Origin of the sequence: Streptomyces fumanus (assembly GCF_014655295.1) — a bacterium.
Lineage (GTDB): Bacteria > Actinomycetota > Actinomycetes > Streptomycetales > Streptomycetaceae > Streptomyces > Streptomyces fumanus.
In genome coordinates this window covers 20,698-40,615 of record NZ_BNBI01000002.1, presented here as the reverse complement: position 1 = coordinate 40,615, position 19,918 = coordinate 20,698, and the positions used below count along the sequence as shown (strand labels likewise).

Annotated in this window: 20 protein-coding genes; 13 read left to right on the top strand and 7 right to left on the bottom strand. The window is 72.3% G+C overall.

All coding sequences use genetic code 11. The features are described from left to right. Positions 1 to 270 precede the first annotated feature (270 nt). The 10 genes from IE316_RS04400 (at position 271) to IE316_RS04355 (ending at position 8,385) form a co-directional block, all read left to right on the top strand. Positions 271 to 1,191, top strand: a complete 921-nt coding sequence (locus IE316_RS04400) for a Rossmann-like and DUF2520 domain-containing protein (RefSeq protein WP_190202791.1) — start codon at positions 271 to 273, stop codon at positions 1,189 to 1,191. Then, positions 1,188 to 2,177, top strand: a complete 990-nt coding sequence (panC, locus tag IE316_RS04395) for a pantoate--beta-alanine ligase (protein WP_190202790.1) — start codon at positions 1,188 to 1,190, stop codon at positions 2,175 to 2,177. Before IE316_RS04400 ends, panC begins: the two co-directional genes overlap by 4 nt. Further along, on the top strand, positions 2,174 to 3,898 hold the full coding sequence (locus tag IE316_RS04390; protein ID WP_190202789.1) for an L-aspartate oxidase: 1,725 nt from the start codon (positions 2,174 to 2,176) through the stop codon (positions 3,896 to 3,898). The genes panC and IE316_RS04390 overlap by 4 nt, the downstream gene beginning before the upstream one ends. 5 nt (positions 3,899 to 3,903) lie before the next feature. Then, complete coding sequence (nadC, locus tag IE316_RS04385) at positions 3,904 to 4,875, top strand: carboxylating nicotinate-nucleotide diphosphorylase (protein WP_190202788.1); 972 nt, start codon at positions 3,904 to 3,906, stop codon at positions 4,873 to 4,875. 11 nt (positions 4,876 to 4,886) lie between these two features. Next, positions 4,887 to 5,684, top strand: coding sequence for a type III pantothenate kinase (locus IE316_RS04380; RefSeq protein WP_190202787.1), 798 nt, complete (start codon positions 4,887 to 4,889; stop codon positions 5,682 to 5,684). A gap of 139 nt (positions 5,685 to 5,823) precedes the next feature. Continuing rightward, a complete protein-coding gene (locus tag IE316_RS04375; RefSeq protein WP_190203267.1) occupies positions 5,824 to 6,555 on the top strand; it encodes a hypothetical protein in 732 nt (243 codons plus the stop codon). A 26-nt stretch (positions 6,556 to 6,581) separates the two neighbouring features. After that, positions 6,582 to 6,764, top strand: a complete 183-nt coding sequence (locus IE316_RS04370; protein WP_190202786.1) for a hypothetical protein — start codon at positions 6,582 to 6,584, stop codon at positions 6,762 to 6,764. A gap of 127 nt (positions 6,765 to 6,891) precedes the next feature. Further along, a complete protein-coding gene (locus IE316_RS04365) occupies positions 6,892 to 7,305 on the top strand; it encodes a BlaI/MecI/CopY family transcriptional regulator (RefSeq protein WP_268257625.1) in 414 nt (137 codons plus the stop codon). A 9-nt stretch (positions 7,306 to 7,314) separates the two neighbouring features. After that, complete coding sequence (locus IE316_RS04360) at positions 7,315 to 7,848, top strand: amino-acid N-acetyltransferase (RefSeq protein ID WP_190202784.1); 534 nt, start codon at positions 7,315 to 7,317, stop codon at positions 7,846 to 7,848. 198 nt (positions 7,849 to 8,046) lie between these two features. Then, the gene (locus tag IE316_RS04355; protein WP_190202783.1) at positions 8,047 to 8,385 is read left to right on the top strand and encodes a histone-like nucleoid-structuring protein Lsr2; all 339 of its coding nucleotides are present in this window, start codon (positions 8,047 to 8,049) and stop codon (positions 8,383 to 8,385) included. A 32-nt stretch (positions 8,386 to 8,417) separates the two neighbouring features. Here the strand turns inward: IE316_RS04355 and IE316_RS04350 are convergent, their stop codons facing one another. Next, a complete protein-coding gene (locus tag IE316_RS04350) occupies positions 8,418 to 9,035 on the bottom strand; it encodes an SCO3374 family protein (protein ID WP_229910186.1) in 618 nt (205 codons plus the stop codon). A 430-nt stretch (positions 9,036 to 9,465) separates the two neighbouring features. On the opposite strand from IE316_RS04350, the gene IE316_RS04345 reads away from it, so the two are divergent. Then, the gene (locus tag IE316_RS04345; RefSeq protein ID WP_190202781.1) at positions 9,466 to 11,991 is read left to right on the top strand and encodes an ATP-dependent Clp protease ATP-binding subunit; all 2,526 of its coding nucleotides are present in this window, start codon (positions 9,466 to 9,468) and stop codon (positions 11,989 to 11,991) included. A 68-nt stretch (positions 11,992 to 12,059) separates the two neighbouring features. On the opposite strand, the gene IE316_RS04340 is transcribed toward IE316_RS04345, so the two are convergent. Further along, positions 12,060 to 12,692, bottom strand: a complete 633-nt coding sequence (locus tag IE316_RS04340; protein ID WP_190202780.1) for an HAD family acid phosphatase — start codon at positions 12,690 to 12,692, stop codon at positions 12,060 to 12,062. 442 nt (positions 12,693 to 13,134) lie between these two features. On the opposite strand from IE316_RS04340, the gene IE316_RS04335 reads away from it, so the two are divergent. Next, positions 13,135 to 13,794 carry a M23 family metallopeptidase gene (locus IE316_RS04335; protein WP_190202779.1) on the top strand — a complete coding sequence of 220 codons (660 nt, stop codon included), beginning with the start codon at positions 13,135 to 13,137 and terminating at the stop codon, positions 13,792 to 13,794. Between the two features lie 22 nt (positions 13,795 to 13,816). Here IE316_RS04335 and IE316_RS04330 read toward each other — a convergent pair whose 3' ends face one another. Beyond that, positions 13,817 to 14,404 (bottom strand): TetR/AcrR family transcriptional regulator, encoded by a 588-nt coding sequence (locus IE316_RS04330; RefSeq protein ID WP_229910185.1) that lies wholly within the window; start codon positions 14,402 to 14,404, stop codon positions 13,817 to 13,819. 143 nt (positions 14,405 to 14,547) lie between these two features. On the opposite strand from IE316_RS04330, the gene IE316_RS04325 reads away from it, so the two are divergent. Further along, positions 14,548 to 16,122, top strand: a complete 1,575-nt coding sequence (locus tag IE316_RS04325) for an MDR family MFS transporter (RefSeq protein ID WP_190202778.1) — start codon at positions 14,548 to 14,550, stop codon at positions 16,120 to 16,122. Positions 16,123 to 16,322: 200 nt separating this feature from the next. Here IE316_RS04325 and cseC read toward each other — a convergent pair whose 3' ends face one another. The 4 genes from cseC to IE316_RS04305 form a co-directional block, all read right to left on the bottom strand. Beyond that, positions 16,323 to 17,684, bottom strand: a complete 1,362-nt coding sequence (cseC, locus tag IE316_RS04320) for a two-component system sensor histidine kinase CseC (RefSeq protein WP_190202777.1) — start codon at positions 17,682 to 17,684, stop codon at positions 16,323 to 16,325. A 7-nt stretch (positions 17,685 to 17,691) separates the two neighbouring features. After that, on the bottom strand, positions 17,692 to 18,387 hold the full coding sequence (gene cseB, locus IE316_RS04315) for a two-component system response regulator CseB (protein WP_190202776.1): 696 nt from the start codon (positions 18,385 to 18,387) through the stop codon (positions 17,692 to 17,694). 146 nt (positions 18,388 to 18,533) lie between these two features. Next, on the bottom strand, positions 18,534 to 19,259 hold the full coding sequence (locus IE316_RS04310) for a hypothetical protein (RefSeq protein ID WP_373311065.1): 726 nt from the start codon (positions 19,257 to 19,259) through the stop codon (positions 18,534 to 18,536). Continuing rightward, entirely contained in the window at positions 19,247 to 19,789 is a 543-nt protein-coding gene (locus tag IE316_RS04305; RefSeq protein ID WP_190202775.1) for a SigE family RNA polymerase sigma factor, read from the bottom strand. The genes IE316_RS04310 and IE316_RS04305 overlap by 13 nt, the downstream gene beginning before the upstream one ends. Positions 19,790 to 19,918: the final 129 nt, after the last annotated feature.

The following is a 19,918-nucleotide window of genomic DNA, read 5'->3' as shown; positions in this document are numbered from 1 at the left end:
CCCGGTACGCGTCCGGCCCGGCCGCACGCCGCACGCCGCACGCCGCACGCCGCCCGCCGCACGCGCGCGTGGACGCGTGGCAGGCGCCCCGCGGGCCACCGGTGCCCGACCGGTACGCCCCCGACCGGACCCGCACGCCGCACCCGTGCCCCCGCGCGCCCGGGAAACCCACAGCCTGTGGACAACCGAACGCCCCCGGGCCGATAGCGTTAACATGACGAGAAATCGTCCGGTACCCAGAGCGGACTGGAACGGGAAGGCCACCGTCGCGTGAACACAACCCCACCGCCCGATCCCCGGGACCGCCCCGCGCGGCTCACCGTCGGCGTCGTCGGCGCCGGCCGCGTGGGCCCCGCCCTCGCCGCGTCCCTGCGCCTGGCCGGGCACCGCCCGGTGGCCGCCTCCGGCGTCTCCGAGGCGTCACGGCGGCGGGCCGCCGCACTGCTGCCCGACGTCCCGCTGATGCCGCCCGCCGAGGTCCTCCGGCACGCCGAGCTGGTGCTGCTGACGGTCCCCGACGACGCCCTGCCCGGCCTGGTCACCGGGCTCGCCGAGACGGGCGCGGTCCGGCCGGGCCAGTTGCTCGTCCACACCTCCGGGCGGTACGGCGCGAAGGTCCTCGAACCCGCCCTGCGGGCCGGCGCCCTGCCGCTCGCCCTGCACCCGGCGATGACCTTCACCGGCACCCCCGTCGACGTCCAGCGGCTGGCCGGCTGCTCCTTCGGCGTCACCGCCCCGGAGGAACTGCGCCTCGCCGCCGAGGCCCTCGTCATCGAAATGGGCGGCGAACCCGAGTGGATCGACGAGGAGAAGCGCCCGCTGTACCACGCGGCCCTCGCCCTCGGCGCCAACCATTTGGTCACCCTGGTCGCCCAGTCCCTGGACCTGCTGCGCACCGCCGGTGTCACGGCCCCCGACCGGATGCTCGGCCCACTGCTCGGCGCCGCCCTCGACAACGCGCTGCGCTCCGGTGACGCCGCCCTCACCGGCCCCGTCGCGCGCGGCGACGCCGGTACGGTCTCCGCGCACGTCCAGCAACTGCGCGCGCACGCCCCGGGCGCCGTCGCCGGGTACCTGGCGATGGCCCGCGCGACCGCCGACCGCGCCCTCGCGCACGGCCTGCTCAAGCCGGAACTCGCCGAGGACCTGCTCGGCGTCCTCGCCGACGGGACCGAAGGGACCGCCCGATGACCACCGCCCTGCTGCGCACCGCCGACGAACTGCACGCACGCGTGCGGCACGGCCGCCGGGCCGTCGTGATGACCATGGGCGCCCTGCACGAGGGCCACGCCACCCTGATCCGCGCCGCCCGCTCGCTGGCCGGCCCGGACGGCGAGGTGGTCGTCACCGTCTTCGTCAACCCGCTCCAGTTCGGCGCCGGCGAGGACCTCGACCGCTACCCCCGCACCCTGGACGCCGACGTCGAGCTCGCCGGGCGGTCCGGCGCGGACGTCGTCTTCGCCCCGTCCGTCGACGAGGTCTACCCCGGCGGCGAACCCCAGGTCCGGATCACCGCGGGCCCTATGGGCGAACGCCTGGAGGGCGCCTCCCGCCCCGGCCACTTCGACGGCATGCTCACGGTCGTCGCCAAGCTGCTCCACCTCACCCGCCCGGACGTGGCGCTGTACGGGCAGAAGGACGCCCAGCAGCTCGCCCTGATCCGCCGCATGGTGCGCGACCTGAACTTCGGCGTGGAGATCGTCGGCGTGCCCACCGTCCGCGAGGAGGACGGCCTCGCCCTCTCCAGCCGCAACCGCTATCTGACGCCCGAGGAGCGCCGTACCGCCCTCGCGCTGTCCCAGGCGCTGTTCGCGGGCCGCGACCGGCACGCCGCCCAGGAGGCGCTGCGCGCACGGGCGCGTGAGGTGCCCGCCACACCCGCGCGGGCCGAGGCGCTCAGCGCCCTGGGCGAGTCCCGCGCGGCGGCCGACGCGCACGCCGTCGCCAAGGCGGCCGGCGGCCCGGCCGCGGTACGCGCCGCCGCCCGGGCGGTCCTGGACGACGCCGCCCGCCTCCAGCCACCGCTGCGGCTCGACTACCTGGCGCTGGTCGACCCCGCCGACTTCACCGACATCGGCGACGACTTCACCGGCGAGGCGGTCCTCGCCGTCGCCGCGCGGGTCGGCGGCACCCGGCTGATCGACAACATCCCCCTCACCTTCGGAGCCGCCTCGTGACCGGCACAGGCATACGACTGCACGCCCCCGCGCCCGGCTGGGCCCTCGACGCGGACGTGGTCGTCGTCGGCTCCGGCGTCGCCGGCCTCACCGCCGCGCTGCGCTGCGAGGCGGCCGGACTGAGCACCGTCGTCGTCACCAAGGCCCGCCTGGACGACGGCTCCACCCGCTGGGCGCAGGGCGGCATCGCCGCCGCCCTCGGCGAGGGCGACACCCCCGGACAGCACCTGGACGACACCCTGGTGGCCGGCGTCGGCCTCTGCGACGAGCAGGCGGTCCGGCTGCTGGTCACCGAGGGCCCCGGCGCCGTCCGCCGGCTGATCGGCACCGGCGCCCGGTTCGACACCGACGACCAGGGCGGCATCCAGCTCACCCGCGAGGGCGGCCACCACCGCCGCCGCATCGCGCACGCCGGGGGCGACGCCACCGGCGCGGAGATCTCCCGCGCGCTGGTCGAGGCGGTCCGCGCGCGTGGCCTGCGCACCGTGGAGAACGCCCTCGTCCTGGACCTGCTCACGGACGCCGAGGGCCGCACCGCGGGCGTCACCCTGCACGTCATGGGCGAGGGCCAGCACGACGGCGTCGGAGCGGTGCACGCCCCCGCCGTCGTCCTCGCCACCGGCGGCATGGGCCAGGTCTTCGCGGCGACGACGAACCCGTCCGTGTCCACCGGCGACGGCGTCGCCCTGGCGCTGCGCGCGGGCGCCGAGGTCAGCGACCTGGAGTTCGTCCAGTTCCACCCCACCGTGCTCTTCCTCGGCCCGGACGCCGAGGGCCAGCAGCCGCTGGTCTCGGAGGCGGTCCGCGGCGAGGGCGCCCACCTGGTGGACGCCGACGGCGTACGGTTCATGCGGGGGCAGCACGAACTCGCCGAGCTGGCCCCCCGCGACATCGTCGCCAAGGGCATCATGCGCCGCATGCGGGAGCACGGCGCCGACCACATGTACCTGGACGCCCGGCATTTCGGCGCCGACATGTGGGAGCACCGCTTCCCGACCATCCTCGCCGCCTGCCGCGCCCACGGCATCGACCCGGTCACCGAGCCGATCCCGGTCGCCCCGGCCGCCCACTACGCCTCCGGGGGCGTGCGCACCGACGCCCGCGGCCGGACCACCGTGCCCGGCCTCTACGCGTGCGGGGAGGTCGCCTGCACCGGCGTGCACGGCGCCAACCGGCTGGCCTCCAACTCCCTGCTGGAGGGCCTCGTCTACGCCGAGCGGATCGCCGCCGACATCGCGGCCCGCCGGGCCGACGGCACCCTCCTCGCGCGCGTGCCGCACACGCCCCCGCACCCGGCGACCGCCGAGCACCCCCTGCTGCCCCCCGAGGCCCGGCTCGCCGTCCAGCGGATCATGTCCGAGGGCGCCGGTGTGCTGCGCTCCGCCGACTCCCTCGCCCGGGCCGCCGACCGGCTGGACCGCCTGCACACCGACGCCCAGGACGCCCTGCAGGAGCACGGCAAGACCGCCGAGCCCGGCGTGGACACCTGGGAGGCCACCAACCTGCTGACCGTGGCCCGGGTCCTGGTCGCCGCCGCCGCGCTGCGCGAGGAGACCCGGGGCTGCCACTGGCGCGAGGACCGCCCCGACCGGGACGACGTCAACTGGCGCCGTCACATCGTCGTACGCGTGGCACCCGACCGGGCACTCGCCGTGCGCACCACCGAGACCGCAGACTTTCCCCCGACCGCACAGCCGCCGCAGAACCCCCAGGAGCAGTGACCGACGTGAGCACCCACGACCTTCCCCTCGCCTCCGACGGAGGCTGCGGCGACGACTGCGCCTGCGGCGCCGGCGAGGAGTACCTGGAGTGCGGTCTCGACCCCGCGCTCGCCCAGCTCCTCACCGACGCCGGCCTCGACCCCGTCGAGGTCGAGGACATCGCCAACGTCGCCCTCCAGGAGGACCTCGCCCACGGCGTGGACGTGACGACGGTCGCGACGATCCCCGAGGACGCGGTCGCCACCGCCGACTTCACCGCCCGCGAGGCCGGCGTGGTGGCGGGCCTGCGCGTCGCCGAGGCGGTCCTCTCGGTGGTCTGCACGGACGAGTTCGAGGTCGAACGCCATGTGGCGGACGGCGACCGGATCGAACCCGGCCAGAAGCTCCTGTCCGTCACCACCCGCACCCGCGACCTGCTCACCGCCGAACGCAGCGCCCTGAACCTGCTGTGCCGCCTGTCCGGCATCGCCACCGCCACGCGCGCGTGGGCGGACGCCCTGGACGGCACGAAGGCCAAGGTCCGCGACACCCGCAAGACCACCCCCGGCCTGCGCAGCCTGGAGAAGTTCGCGGTCCGCTGCGGCGGCGGCGTCAACCACCGCATGTCCCTCTCCGACGCGGCCCTGGTCAAGGACAACCACGTGGTCGCCGCGGGCGGCGTCGCCGCGGCCTTCCAGGCGGTCCGCGACCGCTTCCCCGACGTCCCCATCGAGGTGGAGGTCGACACCCTGCACCAGCTCCGCGAGGTCCTCGACGCCGGCGCCGACCTGATCCTGCTGGACAACTTCACCCCGGGCGAGTGCGCGGAGGCCGTCGCCCTGGTGGACGGCCGCGCCGCCCTGGAGGCGTCCGGCCGGCTCACCCTGGACAACGCCAAGGCGTACGCCGACACGGGCGTCGACTACCTCGCCGTGGGAGCCCTCACCCACAGCTCCCCGATCCTGGACATCGGCCTGGACCTGCGAGCGGCGGAGTAGGCGGAACACCCATGCTGCTGACGATCGACGTAGGCAACACCCACACCGTCCTCGGTCTGTTCGACGGCGAGGAGATCGTCGAACACTGGCGCATCTCCACGGACGCGCGCCGCACCGCCGACGAGCTGGCGGTCCTCCTCCAGGGCCTGATGGGCATGCACCCCCTGCTCGGCGACGAACTCGGCGACGGCATCGACGGCATCGCCATCTGCGCCACCGTCCCCTCGGTCCTGCACGAGCTGCGCGAGGTCACCCGCCGCTACTACGGCGACGTCCCCGCGGTCCTCGTCGAACCGGGCGTCAAGACCGGCGTCCCGATCCTCACCGACAACCCCAAGGAGGTCGGCGCGGACCGCATCATCAACGCGGTCGCCGCGGTCGACCTCTACGGCGGCCCCGCGATCGTCGTCGACTTCGGCACGGCGACCACGTTCGACGCGGTCTCCGCGCGCGGGGAGTACGTCGGCGGGGTCATCGCGCCCGGCATCGAGATCTCCGTGGAGGCACTCGGCGTCAAGGGCGCCCAGCTCCGCAAGATCGAGGTGGCCCGGCCGCGCAGCGTCATCGGCAAGAACACGGTCGAGGCGATGCAGGCGGGCATCGTGTACGGGTTCGCCGGCCAGGTCGACGGGGTCGTCAGCCGCATGGCCCGCGAGCTGGCCGACGACCCCGGGGACGTCACGGTCATCGCGACGGGCGGCCTCGCCCCGATGGTCCTCGGCGAATCCTCGGTCATCGACGAGCACGAACCCTGGCTCACCCTGATCGGCCTCCGCCTCGTCTACGCCCGCAACGTCTCCCGCCTCTGACCCCCGACCCACCCACCGCGCGGAGGCCCGCACCCCCACCGGAGTGGCACCTCCGCGCCACGCCCGGCAACCGGGCATGGTTTGTCTGATTAGCGCGTATCGTCGCCCCATGCCCACGCCCTACGGATCCCGCGGCGGCCTGGCGTTCGGTGCGGAGGAGCTGCGTGTGCTCCGCCGCGCCCTCGCCCACGCCCTGAACCCCAGCCCCGTCTCCGCCGAGGACGCCCAGGACTGCCGCCGCCTGGCCGAGTCCCTCGACGAGGCGGCGCGGGAGAGCGCCCGGCTGCGTGCCTTCCTGCTGGCGGACCTGGCCCGGTACCGCGCCGCCCTCCCCGGCACCGCCGCCGGCTACCTCACGCTCCTGGACGAGGCCCTGTGCGCCGGCCACCGCCCGCACCGCGACGACCTCGCCGCCCTGCGGGCCCTGAGCGGCAACCCCACCGCCGCCGCCCTCCTGACCCGCTGCCGCCCCACGCCCCCGCTCCCGCCGGCCACCCCGATCACCTCAGCTACCCCAGTCACCCCGGCCGGCCCCACCCCCACCGTCCCCGCCGCCCGCACCCGCCTCCTCCAGGCCCTCCCCGGCGGCCGCACCGCCCCCCGCCCCGCGGCCACGGTCACCGCCACCGCCACCGCCACCCAAACGGTCCCAGCCCCAGCCACACCCACCACCACCCCCACGGCCCCGGCCCCAGCGACGCCCACAGCCGCCCAGCGCCCCGCCCCGCAGCCGGACAAGCAGCCCGCCCGCGAACCGGCCCCCCGGCCCCCCGCCCCCAAGCGCCCCGTCCCCACCCCCGGCGAGGTCTTCCCCCGCCGCAAGCCCGCCGCGCGGCCCGCCACCCCGGGGCAGCACCTCGCCGCGGGCTGACCGGACCCGGTGGCTACTCTGGAGCCATGGACTACGTCTCCGCGCTGCTGCCCCCGGTCGTCATGGCCGTGCTGTTCATCGCCGTGATCAGGGTGATCGTGAAGACCCAGGGCGGCGCCAACAAGGCCAAGGAGGACGCGGTCGTGGACGCCGCCCTGGCCCGGGCGGAGCGCACCCGCCAGGCCGGCACCCCCACCACCGACGCCTGACCCCCCGGGGCGGCCCCGCCCCCCGCCCCGCCCCTTTCACCCCGTCCCCACCCCATTCGCCCGCGAATCCGCGCATCCGGCCCGCTTCGGCACGCCCTTGCCGGAATCTCCCAGTATCGTGCTGAGGGTGCCTCGCCCATTGGGAGAACTCGAAGACGCGGTCATGACGAGGGTGTGGAAGTGGAACCGCCCGGTGACCGTTCGGGAAGTCCTGGAAGATCTGCAGCAGGAACGGTCGATCGCGTACACCACCGTGATGACCGTCCTGGACAATCTCCACCAGAAGGGCTGGGTCCGCCGCGAGGCGGAAGGCCGGGCCTATCGATATGAGGCGGTCTCCACCCGCGCCGCCTACGCCGCCGCGCTGATGAACGACGCGTGGTCGCAGAGTGACAACCCGGCTGCCGCCCTGGTCGCCTTCTTCGGGATGATGAGCGAGGAACAGCGGCTGGCCCTCAGAGATGCCGTCCGCATCGTCCAGGGCCCGGAAACCCCCGAGCCGCAGAACCCCGACTCCACGCCGGACACCGGCGGGCGATAGCGTCCGCTCATGTCAGCAGTGCGCCCCGAAGTCACCGCAAAAGCCATCACCGTCCGCCGCGCCCGCACCAGGGATGTCCCGGCCGTCCGCCGACTCCTCGACGCCTACGTACGGGACGGCATCCTGCTCGACAAAGCGATGGTGACGCTTTACGAGGACATCCAGGAGTTCTGGGTCGCGGAACGGGACGACAACGCCGAGGTCGTCGGCTGCGGCGCGCTGCACGTCATGTGGGAAGACCTCGCCGAAGTGCGCACTCTCGCGGTGAAGCCCGGCCTCAAGGGCGCCGGCGTCGGCCACCAGTTGCTGGACAAGTTGCTGGAGACCGCCCGCTGGCTCGGCGTTCGCCGGGTTTTCTGCCTGACCTTCGAAGTGGACTTCTTCGCCAAGCACGGCTTCGTGGAGATCGGCGAGACACCGGTTGACACCGATGTCTACGCGGAGCTGCTCCGTTCCTATGACGAGGGCGTCGCGGAGTTCCTCGGTCTCGAACGAGTGAAACCGAACACCTTGGGCAACAGCCGGATGCTTCTGCATCTGTGATCGCCGCAGGTGCCCTATGTCCGAAACGCGCATCTTTCCGGGCCGGTGCGGGGCTGCGGGTTCCCTCCAAGGGTTTGTGTTTTCCCGGCAAAAGCGGTTTGCTTTCCGACGTACTGCAGTACTGCATATAACAGGGGACGGCGATACGGCGGACGCCGGCGGACCCCGATCCCTCAGTTATCGATGAAAGGAAATCCGGTGGCACAGAAGGTTCAGGTCCTTCTTGTCGATGACCTCGACGGCGGCGAGGCGGACGAGACCGTGACGTTCGCGTTGGACGGGAAGACGTACGAGATCGATCTCACCACCGCCAATGCGGACAAGCTCCGCGGCCTTCTCGAGCCTTACGTGAAGGGCGGCCGCCGTACCGGGGGCCGTGCTTCCGGCGGCCGGGGCAAGGCGCGCGCTTCTTCCGGCGGCGGCAGCCAGGACACCGCGGCCATCCGCGCCTGGGCGAAGGAGAACGGCTACGAGGTCAACGACCGCGGCCGGGTCCCCGCCTCCATCCGCGAGGCGTACGAGAAGGCCAACGGCTGATCGTCGGGCCGGTTCTCCCGGACCGCCGCGGGCTACGGGCGCCCAGGACGCGGAGCCGGACGCCCGCACGCCCGCCGCAGCCGGACACGGTGGCACTCCGTCGCCACCGTGCCGACCAGCCGTACGAGACCGGGGGCGACCCGCTCGCCCCCCATGGCCGACAGCGTCGGCAGCGAGGCCCCGGCCCCGCGCCCCGGCTCGGGGGGCCGCAGCCACACGGCGGCCCCCTGCGAACCGCCCGGCACCGCCGGTGCCCCGGGCCCGGCGGGCAGCGGCGCGTCGATCAGACCGCCCGCGCCGACCGCCCGCAGGCCGAGCTCCAGCGAGCCCCACTCCAGCCACTCCAGCAGCCCCGGCAGCTCCTCCGCGCCGCCCGCGGCCACCAGCAGCAGCATCCGGTCGCCCCGCAGCGCCACCGGGAAGCCCGCCGGAAGCCGCCCGAGGGCCGCGTGCCCGGCCTCGGCCGGCACGTCCAGCACATCGAAGCCGACGCCCGTGCGCAGGCGTACCGGCGCCCCCGGCGCGGTCTCCCAGCCGAGCGCGTCCTCGTACCACCGCCGTGCCCGCTCCCAGCGGCCGTCCGCTCCGGGCGGGCGGCGCGGGGCGGGGAACGGGAGCGGAGCGAAGGGGGCGAGGGGGGCGCGCACCATGCCAAGTGCAACCGCTCCCGGGCCCGTTGAGTTACGCTCAGTGCCTCTGTGACTACTGAGGGTGTAGGTCACGGGGGCGCGCAGGGGCACGGGGAGGTGCAAGGTTGTTCGCCCGTAGCGGAGGGAACGGGGGTGCGCGGCATGGACCGTCCGTCCCAGCGGGTAAGACATCCCTAGTGGGAGGGGGCGACACGCAGGAAAGGCCGTCTCACGTTCGCCATCGGCGTACTGGCGACTGGGGTAAGTGCCTGGCCTGCGGGAACATCGTCTCGCACCATCGGGTTGAGGCAGATGTCGGCGTTGCGGGTCAGGAGGCCATCGACGGTGTCGGCAGTTGGAATGAGCGGTCCCCGCTTGCGGGACTAAGCTGCGGAAGGACAGGGAGGGGAAGTTCCCCTTACTGCCTGACCGCTCTGAGGAGCGATTAACGATGTTCGAGAGGTTCACCGACCGCGCGCGGCGGGTTGTCGTCCTGGCTCAGGAAGAAGCCCGGATGCTCAACCACAACTACATCGGCACCGAGCACATCCTCCTGGGCCTGATCCACGAGGGTGAGGGTGTCGCCGCCAAGGCCCTTGAGAGCCTCGGGATCTCGCTCGAGGCGGTCCGCCAGCAGGTGGAGGAGATCATCGGGCAGGGCCAGCAGGCTCCGTCGGGTCACATCCCCTTCACCCCCCGTGCCAAGAAGGTGCTGGAGCTCTCGCTCCGCGAGGCACTCCAGTTGGGCCACAACTACATCGGCACGGAGCACATCCTGCTCGGCCTGATCCGCGAGGGCGAGGGCGTCGCCGCCCAGGTCCTGGTCAAGCTGGGCGCAGATCTCAACCGGGTGCGGCAGCAGGTCATCCAGTTGCTCTCCGGTTACCAGGGCAAGGAGACCGCCACCGCCGGCGGGCCTGCCGAGGGCACGCCCTCGACGTCCCTGGTCCTCGACCAGTTCGGCCGGAACCTCACCCAGGCCGCCCGTGAGTCCAAGCTCGACCCGGTCATCGGGCGCGAGAAGGAGATCGAGCGGGTCATGCAGGTGCTGTCCCGCCGTACCAAGAACAACCCGGTCCTGATCGGTGAGCCCGGCGTCGGCAAGACCGCCGTCGTCGAGGGCCTCGCCCAGGCCATCGTCAAGGGCGAGGTGCCCGAGACCCTCAAGGACAAGCACCTCTACACCCTGGACCTCGGCGCGCTGGTCGCCGGCTCCCGCTACCGCGGTGACTTCGAGGAGCGCCTGAAGAAGGTGCTCAAGGAGATCCGCACCCGCGGCGACATCATCCTGTTCATCGACGAGCTGCACACGCTGGTCGGTGCGGGTGCCGCCGAGGGCGCCATCGACGCGGCCTCCATCCTGAAGCCGATGCTGGCCCGCGGCGAGCTGCAGACCATCGGTGCCACCACGCTGGACGAGTACCGCAAGCACCTGGAGAAGGACGCGGCCCTGGAGCGCCGCTTCCAGCCCATCCAGGTCGCGGAGCCGTCCCTGCCGCACACCATCGAGATCCTCAAGGGCCTGCGCGACCGGTACGAGGCGCACCACCGGGTCTCCATCACCGACGAGGCGCTGGTCCAGGCCGCCACCCTGGCCGACCGCTACATCTCGGACCGCTTCCTGCCGGACAAGGCGATCGACCTGATCGACGAGGCCGGCTCCCGGATGCGGATCCGCCGGATGACCGCGCCGCCGGACCTGCGCGAGTTCGACGAGAAGATCGCCGGTGTCCGCCGGGACAAGGAGTCCGCGATCGACTCGCAGGACTTCGAGAAGGCCGCCTCCCTGCGCGACAAGGAGAAGCAGCTCCTGGCCGCCAAGGCCAAGCGGGAGAAGGAGTGGAAGGCCGGCGACATGGACGTCGTCGCCGAGGTCGACGGCGAGCTGATCGCCGAGGTCCTCGCCACCGCCACCGGCATCCCGGTCTTCAAGCTCACCGAGGAGGAGTCCAGCCGCCTGCTCCGTATGGAGGAGGAGCTGCACAAGCGGGTCATCGGCCAGAACGACGCCGTCAAGGCGCTGTCGAAGGCGATCCGCCGTACCCGTGCCGGTCTGAAGGACCCCAAGCGTCCCGGTGGCTCGTTCATCTTCGCCGGCCCGTCCGGTGTCGGTAAGACCGAGCTGTCCAAGGCGCTCGCGGAGTTCCTCTTCGGCGACGAGGACGCGCTGATCTCCCTCGACATGTCGGAGTTCAGCGAGAAGCACACGGTCTCGCGGCTGTTCGGCTCGCCCCCCGGCTACGTCGGGTACGAGGAGGGCGGCCAGCTCACCGAGAAGGTGCGCCGCAAGCCGTTCTCCGTCGTCCTCTTCGACGAGGTCGAGAAGGCCCACCCGGACATCTTCAACTCGCTGCTGCAGATCCTGGAGGACGGTCGCCTGACCGACTCCCAGGGCCGGGTCGTGGACTTCAAGAACACGGTCATCATCATGACGACCAACCTCGGCACCCGGGACATCTCCAAGGGCTTCAACCTCGGCTTCGCCGCCGCGGGCGACACGAAGACCAACTACGAGCGCATGAAGAACAAGGTCTCGGACGAGCTGAAGCAGCACTTCCGGCCCGAGTTCCTCAACCGCGTCGACGACGTGGTGGTCTTCCCGCAGTTGTCGCAGGAGGACATCCTGCGGATCGTCGACCTGATGATCGACAAGGTCGACGAGCGCCTGAAGGACCGGGACATGGGCATCGAGCTCTCCCAGTCCGCCAAGGAGCTGCTGTCCAAGAAGGGTTACGACCCCGTGCTGGGCGCCCGGCCGCTGCGCCGGACCATCCAGCGGGAGATCGAGGACTCGCTGTCGGAGAAGATCCTCTTCGGCGAGCTGCGTCCCGGTCACATCGTGGTCGTGGACACCGAGGGCGAGGGCGACGCCAAGACCTTCACCTTCCGGGGTGAGGAGAAGGCGGCCCTGCCCGACGTCCCGCCGATCGAGCAGGCGGCCGGCGGTGCCGGACCGAACCTGAGCAAGGAGGCGTAAGCCTCGACACGTGAGGGGCCGGTGCTCAGTGGAGCACCGGCCCCTTCCGTCTGCCCGGGTACGGGCGGTCAGGACAACTGGCCGTCGTAGTCCGGCAGTTTGAACGTCTTCTCGGCGTGGCCGCCCGACAGGTCGGTGGCGCTGTTGCCGATGTTGGCGATGATCGTGTAACCGCGCGACTCGATGGCGGCGCGCTGCGCGGTCTTGTAGTCGGCGACGTTCTTGAACAGGTCCAGGAAGCCCCGTACGTGCAGGCCGGCGACCTCGTAGCCGACCCGGTCGAGGTTGTACTCGGTCGCCGAGGCGATGATGCCCGGGCGGGCCGTCACGAAGAACACCGCGACGCCGTGGTCCTGCGCGTACTGGGCGGCCTCCAGCACCGGCCGGTTGGCGGGCTGCGGGAAGCTGAAGCCGAAGTCGGTCTCCAGGGCGGTGTTGTCCACGTCGAGGACAAGGGCCTGCTTCTCGCCCGGCGCGGTGTCCGCGATGCGTTCCTTGAGATAGGGCAGGGCCTGGTCCATCACGGCGCGGCAGTCGCGCTGCCAGGTGGCGTAGTCGACGTCCGCGGCGGCCGCGGCGGCGGTCGTGGGGGCCGCCGCGGGCCCCGCCGTCGCCGCCTCGGCCGGTGCGGCGAGGGCGACGAGAGCCGCCGCGGAGACCGCGCTCACGGAGATCCGGCGCAGCCAGGGGCGTCTGTTCATGGGGGGTGTCCTCTCCCGTCCGGGCGCTGCTGCTTGACGAGGACATGCTCGTGGGCACGGGTGGCGGGAGAGGAACGGACGGGTTACCGGCCGGTAGTGAGCGCGTAGCCCCCGTCACATTCCGGCGGGCCCCGACGGGGGGTCCCGGTGACATGCCGCACAGGGGATTCGGGGGGTACTACCCGGAATAGTCGCTGGGACGAGAGCTGCGAAAACGGGCTTATCGGGCACGGCGTAGCGGACTTGCCTGGGCCTCTGACCTCCTTTGTCCTGAATGACAGGACTGTTGAGGGATGAGTGGTTTCACGGTCAAGTACTACATATCGTCGTACGTCACACCTTTGTGCCCATACGTCCCTTCGGGTTACCAAGGTGGAGCCCGCCCGGCGAGTGTCTGTGCGTCGGAGGGGCTTTCCTTTGCACCCGTCCCCATGAGGTTCGTATGTCTTCGCGTGTCACGCCCCGTTTCCCCCGTCCGACCACTCTGCGCACCCGCGCCGCGGTCCTGGCCGCCGGTATGGGCGCCTCGGTCGCACTGGGAGCCGGGGTCGCGGCCGCCGCCGACACCACGGCGGCCTCCAGCGCCACCGGCGTCGCGAGCGCCGTGCAGGCGCAGGCCGCGGCCCAGGCGAAGGCCGCCAAGGCCGACAAGGCCGTCCAGGCCGCTGCCAAGAAGAAGGCCGCCTCCTGGATCGACCCGGTCAAGAGCTACAAGCTCAGCGCCACCTTCAACCAGGCCGGCGGCATGTGGTCGCACAAGCACAGCGGCCAGGACTTCGCCGTCCCGATCGGCACCAACGTGATGGCCGCCCACGGCGGCACCGTCGTCAAGGCCGGCGGCAACGGCGCCGGCGACGGCCCCGCCTACGGCAACGCCATCGTCATCAAGCACGGCAACGGCACGTACTCCCAGTACGCGCACCTGTCGCGGATCGACGTCAAGGTCGGCCAGGTCGTCAAGACCGGCCAGCACATCGCCGCCTCCGGCAACACCGGCAACTCCAGCGGCCCGCACCTGCACTTCGAGATCCGTACCACCCCGAACTACGGCTCGGCCGTCGACCCGGTCGCCTTCCTGCGCGCGCAGGGCGTGACCGTCTGACGCGACCGCGTCGACAAGAACCTCAGGCGCCCTGATGCGCCTGGGTGACCAGATCGATCGCGACCTCGAGGACCGCCTTGCGCTTGGCCTCGGGGTCGCCTTCGAGGTCCTGGAGCACGAACATCCCCGCGTGCAGCGTGAACATCGCGCTGACGCAGCGCACCTGGTCGGTCAGATCGGCCTCGGGGTCGACGAGGATGTCCCGCAGGCCCAGCAGCCGGGTCTTGAACATCTCGCCGATGCGCAGTTCCCGTACCGTCGCCTGGTTCTCCTGCATGAAGCGGAAGAGCGGGGCCGCGGCCGCCAGCGCGTCGCTGTAGCGGCGGACGATCTCCTTCTTGGTCTCCAGGGTGTGCGGCTGCCCGGCGCCCCAGTCGATCAGGTCGCTGATCGGCCGCACGAGATCCTCGAAGATGCTGACCAGGATCTCTTCCTTGGTCTTGAAGTGGTAGTAGAGGGCCGCCTTGGTGACCTCCAGGCGCTCGGCGATCTCCCGCAGAGAGGTCTTCTCGTACCCCTGCTCGGCGAAGAGGGAGAGGGCCACGTCCTGGATGCGCTGGCGGGTGTCCCCGCGGCGCCGCTGTTTGGTGCCGTCCATCGTGTCGCCCATTTTCCTACGCCACCTCCCGCTGCGCGCACTCGCCCGCCGCTTTCCAGAAAACTTACTTGACGCCCGGCTAGTTGCGCGTCTACCTTCCGAGTGTAGCCACTAGCCGGGCGGCAAGTAAGTAGCAACTGGGGGAAGTAGGAGTCATGGCGGAGACCGAGACGGCGGGCGGGAAACAGCCCAGGAGCGTGCGGGTCGTCCTGCTCGCGCTCATGATCGCGATGATGCTCGCGATGCTGGACAACATGATCATCGGCACCGCGATGCCGACGATCGTCGGCGAGCTGGGCGGCCTGGAACACCTGTCCTGGGTGGTCACCGCGTACACGCTCGCGACCGCGGCGGCCACGCCGCTGTGGGGCAAGCTCGGGGACATGTACGGCCGCAAGGGCACGTTCATGACCTCGATCGTGCTCTTCCTGATCGGTTCCGCGCTCAGCGGCATGGCGCAGGACATGGGCCAGCTCATCGGCTTCCGCGCCGTGCAGGGCCTGGGCGCCGGCGGTCTGATGGTCGGTGTGATGGCCATCATCGGCGACCTCATACCGCCCCGTGAGCGCGGCAAGTACCAGGGCATGATGGCCGCCGTCATGGCGCTGGCCATGATCGGCGGACCGCTGGTCGGCGGCACCATCACCGACCACTGGGGCTGGCGCTGGTCCTTCTACATCAACCTGCCGCTCGGCGTGGTCGCGCTGGCACTGATCAGCGCCGTCCTGCACCTGCCGAAGAAGCGGGCCCAGGCACGCATCGACTACCTCGGCGCCGCCCTGCTGACCATCGGCATCACCGCGATCGTCCTGGTCACCACCTGGGGCGGCACGGAGTACGCCTGGACCTCCGCGCGGATCATGGAGCTGATCGGCATCGGGGTCGCCGCGCTGGTCGGGTTCGTGTTCTGGCAGACCAAGGCGGCCGAGCCGGTGGTGCCGCTGCACATCTTCCGCAGCCGCAACTTCACGCTGATGTCGCTGATCGGCTTCATCGTCGGCTTCGTGATGTTCGGCGCGACCCTCTTCCTGCCGCTGTACCAGCAGTCGGTGCAGGGCGCGTCCGCGACCAACTCCGGACTGCTGCTGCTGCCGATGCTGGGCGCCATGCTGGTCACGTCGATGGTCGCGGGCCGGGTGACCACCAGCACCGGCCGGTACAAGGTCTTCCCCATCGTCGGCGGCGCGCTGATGACGGTCGGGCTGTACCTGCTGTCGCTGATGGACACGGAGACCTCGCGGTTCACCTCCGGTCTCTACATGGCCGTCGTCGGTCTCGGCATGGGCTGTCTGATGCAGATCACCATGCTGGTCGCGCAGAACAGCGTCGAGATGAAGGACATGGGCGTGGCCTCCTCGTCCACCACCCTCTTCCGCACCCTCGGCTCCTCGTTCGGCGTGGCGATCATGGGCGCGCTGTTCAACCACCGCGTCCAGGACGTCATGGCCGAGCGGGCCGGCGCGCTGGGCTCCAAGGTGACCGAGCAGTCCGCGCAGCTCGACGCGGCGAGCCTGGCCAAGCTGCCGGCGGCGGCGCGGGAGGCGTACCAGCACGCGGTCTCCTCCGGCACCCACGGGGCGTTCCTGCTCGGCTCGGCGGTGGCGGTGCTGGCGCTGGTGGCGGCAATCTTCGTCAAGGAGGTGCCGCTCAAGGGCGCCGGCCCGAAGGCGGACGGCGGCGACGGCCCGGTCCCGCAGGACAAGGTGAGCGTGGCGGAGCCGGTGGTCTGACCGCTCCCGCCCGATGCCCGGAGGCCCCGGAGGCAGACTGCCTTCGGGGTCTTCGGGGTCTTCGGGGTCTTCGGCGTACGCGGGTTGCGGCGCGGTCTGGTCGTAGCCGCCGTACGTGCGCCTGGAGCGGCCAGACCATAGCCGCCGTAGGTACGTGTGCAGCGGTCAGCCCCGGCGCGGCCGGCCCGGCGGCATCCGTGTCAGCCCCGGCCCGGCCGGTCCGGCAGCATCGGGTAGCTGCCCGTGTTGGTGGGGGCGTGTTCCGGAAGCCAGAGCACGGCGACCGCGCCCTCCGCCGGTATCCGCGCCGGCGCGCCCACCGGCCGTACGTTGCGGAAGGTCAGCCGCGCGCCCAGTACCCGCGCCTGTCCGGCCGCGATGGTCAGCCCCAGCCCGTGGCCGTGCCCGGCGCGGTCCGCGCTGCCGGTGCGGAAGCGGCTCGGCCCCTCGGCCAGCAGGGCCTCGGGAAAACCGGGCCCGTGGTCGCGGACCCGGACGACCCGGCCCTCGACGGTCACCTCGACCGGCGGGCGGCCGTGCCGGGCGGCGTTGGTGAGCAGGTTGAACAGCACGCGCTCCAGGCGGCGCGGGTCGGTGGTGACCTCCGACTCGTGCACCACCCGGACCCTCACCTCCGGGTCCTTCGCCAGCGCCCGCCGGGTGACGAACTCGCCCAGCAGGATGTCCTGCAGCTCCGCCCGCTCCGAGGCGCTGTCCAGCCGGGCCACCTCCAGCACGTCCTCCACCAGGGTGCGCATCGCCTTGGCCCGGTCCAGCACCAGCTCGGTCGGCCGGCCCGGCGGCAGCAGCTCGGCGGCGGTCAGCAGCCCGGTCACCGGGGTGCGCAGCTCGTGCGCGATGTCGGCGGTGACCCGGCGCTCGGCCTCCAGACGCTGCTGGAGGGCGTCCGCCATCGCGTCCACGGCCCGCGCGAGGTCGTCGGTCTCGTCCCGGACCACCCCGCCGATGGCGTCCCGCACCCGCACCTCGGTCTCGCCCTTGGCGACCCGGTTCGCGGCGGCGGCGGCCTTGCGCAGCCGCCGGGACATCTGCCCGCCGATCAGCACCCCGATCGCGCTGCCGCCGAGCACCACCGCGATGGAGCCGATCACCAGTGCCTGGTCGAGGTCCTTGAGGATGACCGAGCTGCGGTCGGTGAACCCGCTGTGCAGGGACATCACGTGCCCGTCCTTCAGCGGCACCGCGGCCCATATGTCGGTGGCCCCGCCCGACCGGTCCGAGACGTACGTGGCCCGCCGCCCGGCCGCGGCCTTCTCGCGCAGCTCCCGGGGCAGGGCGGGGTCGTCGATCCGGGCGCCGGGGAAGTTCACCCGGCCGGACAGCTCGTAGTTGCGCTGGGCGATCACCAGGCGGTCGTCGGCCAGGTCACGGGCGTTGTCCAGCATCGACACCCGTGCCGCGTTGTGCACCACCAGGCTCAGCGCCACCGCGACCAGCGCGCCGACCAGCGCGATGGCGGCGCTCAGCTTCCACCTCAGGCCCGTCCGCAGCTCCGCGCGCCGCACCAGCGCGGCCACCGGGCGCCGGAAGTACCCCCGCATGCCGTGCTCAGGCCCTCAGCTTGTAGCCGAAGCCGCGGACCGTCTCGATCCGGTCCTGGCCGATCTTCGTCCGCAGCCGCTGCACATGGACGTCGACGACCCGGGTGTCCCCGCCCCAGCCGTAGTCCCACACCCGCTCCAGCAGCTTGTCGCGGGAGAGCACGGTGCCCGGTGCCGAGGAGAACTCCAGCAGCAGCCGCATCTCCGTCGGGGTGAGCGCCACCGGCCGCCCGGCCCGGCGCACCTCCATGCCCTCGGTGTCGACCTCCAGCTCGCCGAAGGTCAGCACCCCGCCGCCGGCCGCCGCGTCGCCCCGGTCACCGCCGCCGGCGTGGCCGAAGCGGCGCAGCACCGCCCGGATCCGGGCGACCAGCACCGCCCCGTCGAACGGCTTGGTCACATAGTCGTCGGCGCCCGCCTCCAGGCCGAGGACCACGTCGATGGAGTCGGCCCGCGCCGACAGCATGATCACCGGCACGGTCGACTCGTCCCGGATCCGGCGGCACAGGCTGACGCCGTCCAGGCCCGGGACCATCACGTCCAGCAGCGCGATGTCGGGCCGTCTGGCCCGGAACGACTCCAGGCCCGACAGCCCGTCGGGCATCGCGGTGACCGCGAAGCCGTCCCGCTCCAGGGCGAGCTGGGTGGCCTCGCGGATGACGTCGTCGTCCTCGACGAACAGAACGTGGGTCTGGTCTGCCATCCGGTGCTCTCAGTCCTCGTGTCGTGCGTGTCGTGCGGTGCCGCCGTTCAGCCGCCCACCCCTACATCGTGCGCGGCGGCCCGGCCGGTTCACGGCGGCTCGGCCGGTGCAGGGCGGCCTGGCCGGTTCACGGCGCCCCGTCCGGTTCACGGCGCCTCGGTCGGGGCGTTGCCCGCGGCGTTGCCGTAGTCGGTGTGCGTGCGGAACCGCTCGGTGAAGCGGCCCGCGGACCAGCGGTACGTGATCACGTTCTCGCGGGACGGATTCAGCACCGGGTCGCCCTTGGCGTACACCTGCTTGGTCACCACCAGGTCGCCGCGGTCGATCTCCGCGTAGACCGGGGGATCCTCGGCCGTGAAGACGTTCTCGTACGCACCGCTCTGCCTGCGGTACACATAACTGCCCACCCCGACCGCGTCACCGCAGGTCAGGACGTTGACGACGACATCCTCGGCGGAGGCGCCGGTCAGCTCCCCGTAGCTGACGTCCACCGGGTACTCGTCGGCGACACAGGGCTTCAGCTCGCGCTTGACCTCCGCCGAGACACGGGGGTCGGACTTCACCAGCCGGACCGCGTCCACCCGGTGCGGCGTCCCGGACGGGGACGGCGACGGCGAGGCGGCTGCCCCCGGCACCGCGTCCGCCCGGGCCGGCCCCTCGTCCCGGGCGCCGGTCCCGCCGGCCGCGCACCCGCCGAGCGACATGGCGAGCGACACGGCGAGGACGACGGCCCCGGCCAGTGCCGGGACCGCCGCCCTGATCCGTCCGCGCGGCGCCGGGACGCCGACGCGCCCCCGGACCGTCACCGGACCGGGGACGCCGGCGTCCTCCGTGGCCGCTCCTGGCCCCGGGCCGCAGCTCAGGCCGCGCACCGCTCCCGCTCCTCACGCTCCAGCGCGCGTGCGTCCGACTCGCGGGCGACCAGCTCCTCGCGGAGCCGGGCGAGCGCCCGGTGCAGCGTGCTCTTGACCGTACCGGCCGACATGCCGAGGGCGGCGGCCGTCTCCTCCGTGGACATCTGCTCCCAGTGTCGCAGCACGACCACGCTGCGCTGCTTGGGGGCGAGCACCTTCAGGACGTCCATCAGCAGGGCCCGGTCGGCGTGCTGTTCGGCGGCGTCGTCGGTGTACGCCACCTCCGGGAGCTGCTCGGTCGGGACCTCCTCCAGCTTGCGCGCCCGCCACCACTCGGTCCGTGTGTTGATCATGACCCGGCGCAGATAGGCGTCGGCGAGCCGCTTGTCCTCGATGGTCTCCCAGCGGCCGTACGTCCGGGCCAGCGCGGTCTGCAGCAGGTCCTGCGCGTCGACGGGGTCCGGGACCAGCCGGCGGGCGCTGCGCAGCAGCGCGTCCTGCCGCGTACGGACGTACTCCTCGAACTCGAGCACCTCGCCCTGCGCCATGGTGAACCGCCTCCCCTTCCCCGTGGGTCCTGATCCGTGCCGGGTCCGCCGGGCACGGAACGAACCTAGGGAATCGTTGTCACGGCGCTGTCCGTGGCAGCCTGCGGCCGGCCCTCGGCTGTCCGTCGG